This window comes from Pedobacter sp. ASV12 (genome assembly GCF_016429155.1).
Taxonomy (GTDB): domain Bacteria; phylum Bacteroidota; class Bacteroidia; order Sphingobacteriales; family Sphingobacteriaceae; genus Pedobacter.
In genome coordinates this window covers 1-481 of sequence record NZ_JAELUC010000279.1, presented here as the reverse complement: position 1 = coordinate 481, position 481 = coordinate 1, and the positions used below count along the sequence as shown (strand labels likewise).

At 39.7% G+C, this 481-nt stretch carries 1 protein-coding gene; it reads right to left on the bottom strand.

Translation table 11 applies throughout. From position 1 onward, the window contains the following. Positions 1–2: 2 nt before the first annotated feature. Positions 3–481, bottom strand: a 479-nt coding sequence (locus tag JHD69_RS20295) for a hypothetical protein (protein ID WP_199142136.1), incomplete at its 5' end; no start/stop codon positions are given.

The window sequence follows — 481 nt, the reverse complement described above, 5'->3', positions numbered from 1 at the left end:
CGTCAGATGTGTATAAGAGACAGGGCCAGCATCTCGTCAAAATATTCTAGAAATTCGATGGCGCTCCTATCCCTTATCCTATTTATTCCCATGAGCATCATGCCTTTCTGCTCCAGCAGACTGCACTTTTCGTTGCTATCTGTTGCAGTAAGCAACTTTTTGCTGATTTTCTTAAATAAAGCAAGGAACCATCTTTTAATCTCATCAAGGCTGATATCAGATTGTTTATTTCCAATTGCACCTACTAGTACACCTATAATGATTCGCGCATTTTCTAGATCGTCGTTTCTTTCGAATGCAGACAAGTCCCCGAAATAAAATCGAATATCATTTTCCAACCCTACCAGGCTTCCTGCTGGTCGCTCTCTTCTTCCAAGATTTTCGTAATCGACCTCGTAGAATTCATTACTGAGAAATATTAGTTCATATATGGCTTTTCTTCTGAAATTTTCGTGAATGCTGCTATTCCGAGCGTAATAGG